The sequence below is a fragment of the Pseudonocardia sp. P1 genome (genome assembly GCF_000178675.2).
Lineage (GTDB): Bacteria > Actinomycetota > Actinomycetes > Mycobacteriales > Pseudonocardiaceae > Pseudonocardia.
In genome coordinates, this window is the sequence record NZ_ADUJ02000003.1 from 1 (window position 1) to 4,563 (window position 4,563).

6 protein-coding genes are annotated in these 4,563 nt (G+C 68.2%); 4 read left to right on the forward strand and 2 right to left on the reverse strand.

Annotated features, from left to right (window positions below; all coding sequences use genetic code 11):
- The first annotated feature begins 163 nt into the window (after positions 1 to 163).
- Positions 164 to 340 (forward strand): ANTAR domain-containing protein, encoded by a 177-nt coding sequence (locus PP1_RS31495; RefSeq protein WP_139324266.1) that lies wholly within the window; start codon positions 164 to 166, stop codon positions 338 to 340.
- Between the two features lie 455 nt (positions 341 to 795).
- On the opposite strand, the gene PP1_RS31500 is transcribed toward PP1_RS31495, so the two are convergent.
- Positions 796 to 1,224: a hypothetical protein gene (locus PP1_RS31500; protein ID WP_010243790.1), complete on the reverse strand. Its 429-nt coding sequence runs from the start codon at positions 1,222 to 1,224 to the stop codon at positions 796 to 798.
- Complete coding sequence (locus tag PP1_RS31505; protein WP_033200751.1) at positions 1,221 to 1,820, reverse strand: NUDIX domain-containing protein; 600 nt, start codon at positions 1,818 to 1,820, stop codon at positions 1,221 to 1,223. The genes PP1_RS31500 and PP1_RS31505 overlap by 4 nt, the downstream gene beginning before the upstream one ends.
- A gap of 132 nt (positions 1,821 to 1,952) precedes the next feature.
- Between PP1_RS31505 and PP1_RS31510 the strand changes: the two genes are divergently transcribed.
- The 3 genes from PP1_RS31510 to PP1_RS31520 form a co-directional block, all read left to right on the forward strand.
- Complete coding sequence (locus tag PP1_RS31510; protein WP_010243796.1) at positions 1,953 to 2,363, forward strand: hypothetical protein; 411 nt, start codon at positions 1,953 to 1,955, stop codon at positions 2,361 to 2,363.
- An 82-nt stretch (positions 2,364 to 2,445) separates the two neighbouring features.
- Positions 2,446 to 3,600 carry an FtsK/SpoIIIE domain-containing protein gene (locus tag PP1_RS31515; RefSeq protein ID WP_010243798.1) on the forward strand — a complete coding sequence of 385 codons (1,155 nt, stop codon included), beginning with the start codon at positions 2,446 to 2,448 and terminating at the stop codon, positions 3,598 to 3,600.
- Positions 3,601 to 4,037: 437 nt separating this feature from the next.
- Positions 4,038 to 4,563: hypothetical protein (locus PP1_RS31520; RefSeq protein WP_443217615.1), on the forward strand; the 526-nt coding region annotated here is incomplete at its 3' end.

Genomic DNA, 4,563 nt, shown 5'->3' on the forward strand with positions numbered 1-4,563 from the left:
GCCACGTATGCTGTGGCTGGCCCGAGTCCCCGGTCGCGTAGTTGACCAGTAGTAGGTCCCTGTCGACCGTGAAGGACGGCTGCTCCCTATGTGTGATGACCGGGTGGTCCCGTTGTTTGAGTCGCCTGAGCCGTCTGTGGACTCTGCGGCGTTGTTGGACTCTGTGGCGTTGTTCGAACCGGCGGTGGTGCATCAGGCCACCGGGATGATGGCGATCCGGTTGGGGGTGAGCTGCACCGACGCGTTGGCCTACCTGCGTGGTTATGCCGTGACTGCCGGGATGTCGTTGGTCGCGGTGGCTGAGGGTGTGGTGGAGCGGTCGTTGTTTCCCGGCGCGTAGGTGTCGGGGCCTCCCTCGGCCAGTCTGCTGCCTTGGAGGGTGGTGCTGCGGTCGCGTCGGCAGCGCTTGCGCCTAGCGCCGGCAGGGCCGGGGTGCAAGAGGCTCGCGCCACGGTGTGCGCGCGTTGGCATGTTGATCAGCGGCTTACTTGCGCCGAGCTGGATGACTGTGTGCGCCGTTTTGTGCTGGCACCGGACTCACCTGGGTTGGGGCTGAGGTGTCGGTTTGTGGGTAGAGGTGTCGGGCTGACCTGGTGGCTCTTGCAGCCCGGCCCTGCCGGTGCTCGCCTTGGGTGCCGTCGTGATCGCAGCACCACCCGGAGCTAACCCACTCTTCCTCGGGACGTGAGGCGCACGGCACTGCCAGCAACCTGCGCTACTCGCGCTGCGGGTCGCAGAGGTCTCCGCCGGAGGCGCCCCCGGAGGGAGTGAGCTTTATAAGCGACTTGAAATGGATCAGGGGATGCATTGAGTGCAGGATGCGGCGGGGTTCTGTTGCAGTTCGCGCTCGATCGCTATCCGCTGCGTCTCGTCAGCTTCTTGGACGATGTATCCCAGGACGTAGTCAATGCCGAGACTGCCGGCGTATCGGACATACGAGGCTCCTTGGTCCTGGCCGCGCCAACCTTTTCGGTGCTGGATGAGTCGGCGTGCCATGTCGGCCGTCTGGCCGATGTAGTGCCGGCTGTCGCCGTAGTTGCGCTCCTGGCCGTGCCCGTGGCCGTAATTGACTGGCGCGGTGAAGTGCAGGAGGTAGACCCCTGGCCCTTCAGGTCCTGGATGGTCCTTGCTGATGGGGAAGAGCTCACCTTGTTCTATGTGGTCGCTCAAGTCGGCCTGGTCGTAGTACTGCCGCAGCTCGTTGATCCTGTCCTTCTTGGTCATCGGAGTGTGCGCTGGAGATGTGTGCGGACAGGCTCGAACATCTCGGGTAGTAGCTCTTCGGCCTCGTCGAGACTGAGCCAACGGACCTCGGCTAGTTCGTGATGGTCGGCGGCGAAGACGTCGGTTCCACCAGTTGGAGCGCACGGAAGATAGATCATCGTGCGGCCAGTTCCGGGGTGTAGGCGTCGGCCGATCTCGTGCTCACCGGCGAGCACGGTCAGGCCGGTCTCCTCCTTGACCTCTCGTATCGCGGTGTCGGCTTGAGACTCGCCGGGCTCGATTTTTCCGGCGATGAAGGTCCAGGGCGGGGTGTTGTCGTTGCGTCGCGCTGCTAGGACTCCGAGATGTGAGGTGACGATCGCTGCTACGACCGGCGGCTCTGCTGATCGTGGACTTGCTCGGTGGTCTTCAGGACCGCCTTGTTGGCTGCGTAGCTGCCGGGCGAGGTCGTCGAGGTTCCAGCGATCTTGACCGCCGCTGGTTCGGAAGGCAGGTGTGACCACGCCGCTCCGGGACCACCGCCGCAAGGTCGCGGTGCTGATGCCGATCGCGCGAGCAGCCTCCGTCGTGCGGACGACGCGCAGGTGATCGGTCATGGCGTTCATCGTTGCACGAAGGCTGCAGTGACTATGTGAGTGTGAGCGATAGTGATTGAGTTTGCTGGTTTACGAGCGCGTCTGCTACCTTCGTTTGAGCGAGATTGAGCGAGACTTGACGAGGAGCAGACGATGCGTAGCTACCCGATCGACACCGACCGCGTCCGCATGATCAGCACCGGCACTGTGACTCCGGTGGCGAAGTGGGTGGAGCTGGCCGATGGCTCTCGCCGTCCGGATCCGAACGGCCGTCAGGAGGTTGACGAGCAGGGCCGGGGCCTGTGGCGGGTCGAGGTGATCACTCCTGCCGATGAGTCCGATGACCGGGATAAGACGGCTGTGGCTGAGGTGATGATCGCCAGTCACGAGCAGCCTCAGGTGGGCTCCTTTGGCCAGGCGCTGGCCTTCGACGGGCTGGTGATGACCCCCGGTTACGTCTCGCGGAAGACGGGCCAGCTCACCCCGCCGCGCTGGTCGGCCGAGGCCATCCGTGGCCAGGGCCAGCACCGGGGCCGCAAGCAGGAGGGCGAGGCGGCGGCCTGATCGAGACCGACCCGATGACCACGGCCCCGCACTCCTGATCGCTTCCGGAGTGCGGGGCCGTCTTCTGCCAGGAGGACGTGACATGGGGTTCTGGACCAGGCGGCTGGATCGGGCCGCCGACGAGCGTGAGGCCGATGCCCTGTGGTGGGCGTGGCGCCGGTCCTGCGAGGGCGCGGAGCTGTGCACCCAGGTCGACACCGCGACCGGCCCGACAGTGGTCGTTCCCGAGGTCGTGGAGATGGTGCTCGGGCCACCGACGACGCTGCTGATCAAGCTGCTGCCGGGCCAGCTCATCGGCGATGTCCGCCGCGCTGCCCTGCGCCTGGCCCCGCACTTGGGCGCGGCCGCGCTGCGGGTCCAGCCGGTGGGCCGGATCCACGCCCGGATCGAGCTGCTCGACGCCGACCCGCTGACCGGGACCGTCGCCCTGCAGCTGCCCGCTGCACCGGGCCGGGTCGTGCTGGGCCGCGACGAGGGCGCCCGCGAACTCACGCAGGACTGGGCCGATCTGGCCCACATGATCGTTCAGGGCGTGACTCGCTCCGGCAAAAGCGTGTTCACCTACGGCCTGCTCGCGCAGATGGCGGCTGACCAGCGGATCACCGTGTGCGGGATCGACCCGACAGGGCTGCTGTTCCGCCCGTTCGCCGGGACCCGCCACGCCACACACCAGGTCTCGGGCGTTGCCGACCCGCAGGCCTACCTGCGGCTGCTGCACGACCTGGTCGCCGAGATGGACGAGCGGATCACGAGCCTGCCCGCCGACCGCGACACCCTCGAGGTCACCGCTGAGGCGCCGATGCGTCTGGTCGTGCTCGAGGAGTACGCCGGGCTGCTGCGCACCGCCGATCAGGACAAGCAGGTGGGCAAGGACGTCCGTGCGGCGATCGGGCGACTGCTGGCTGAGGGCGCCAAGGCCGGGTTCCGGGTCGTGATCATCGTGCAGCGGGCCGAGGCCAACATCGTCGGTGCCTACGAGCGCGCCATGTGCTCGCTGCGGATCAGTTTCCGCACCGACAACCAGGCCAGCGTGGAACTGCTGCACCCCGGCGCACCCCGTGAGCTGGGCGAGGCCCACACCACCGCCCTGCCCGGGATCGCGCTGCTGTCGGCTCCCGGCGAGGACCTGACCCGGTTCCGCGCCCCGTTCCTGGGCGGCTACGGCGCCTACGTCCGAGCGGTGATTGAGGCCTGCCAGGCCGATCCGGACACCGGACCGGCGGCCGCCGCTGCGTGATCGCCTGCGTGATCGCTGCACTGCTGCCCGGCGTGTCGGAGCCGATCCGGATCACACGAGGGGCAGGGTCAGACCCCGGAAAGCCGAGAGGCCCAGGTGTTGGCGCACCCAGGCCTCTGCACCAGCGGCGATCCGAGCCAAGATCCAAACGAAGAATCGAGGACCGTCGCTGTGGCTGAACGCCACGGTACGGGCGTCGTGACCGACGCTCAACGCCGACACGTCGAAACCCCCCGTCCGGCCGTCACCGGCCATCTCAGCCCCGTTGCGCCCCGTCCGGGAGCCCGCCGCACAGCCGGGCCCGGCCCGCGCGGCGCCGGAGGCGCAAGCGCGAGGCCGGCCGCGCGAAGCGCGGCCCTTGGCACGTACACGCACAACCTTTCAGGGCTGCGGCGATGACCGGGGCTGCGACGGGTGTTCGTGCACGTCAGGTACGGATGGCGACCGGTTGGGTGGCGCACTCGCGGCGCACCTCGTGTGTGGGCGACCGCAAGGACGCGGCGGTTCGGCAGGACCAGCGCGATGCCAACCGGGACGACCGTTGGCTGGTCCGGCGGCTCTACCGCAAGCTCACCAGCCTCAAGCGGGTCCAGTCCTGCGGGCGCCCCGGTACCCGCCCGGACGGTTCGGTGGTCCTGCGCGTGACCGATGCGACTGGCACCAAGGCTCAGCACACGATGGGTGCCGACGGCCGCGTCGCCGGGTTCGGGGGCCTGTTCTCCTGCGGCAACGTCCACGTGTGCGCGACGTGCTCGGCCAAGGTCGCCGCCGCGCGTGCCGACGAGCTGGAGCGGGTCCTGTCCCACCACGTCAGCGCGGGCGGCTGGGCTGTGCTGGTCACGCTGACGATGCGCCACCACCGCGGGAATGGACTCGATGAGGCGCTGCGCGCCGTCGGCGACGCCTGGCAGAAGGTCAACTCCGGCGGCACCTGGCAGGCCGACAAGAACCTCGCTGACTACG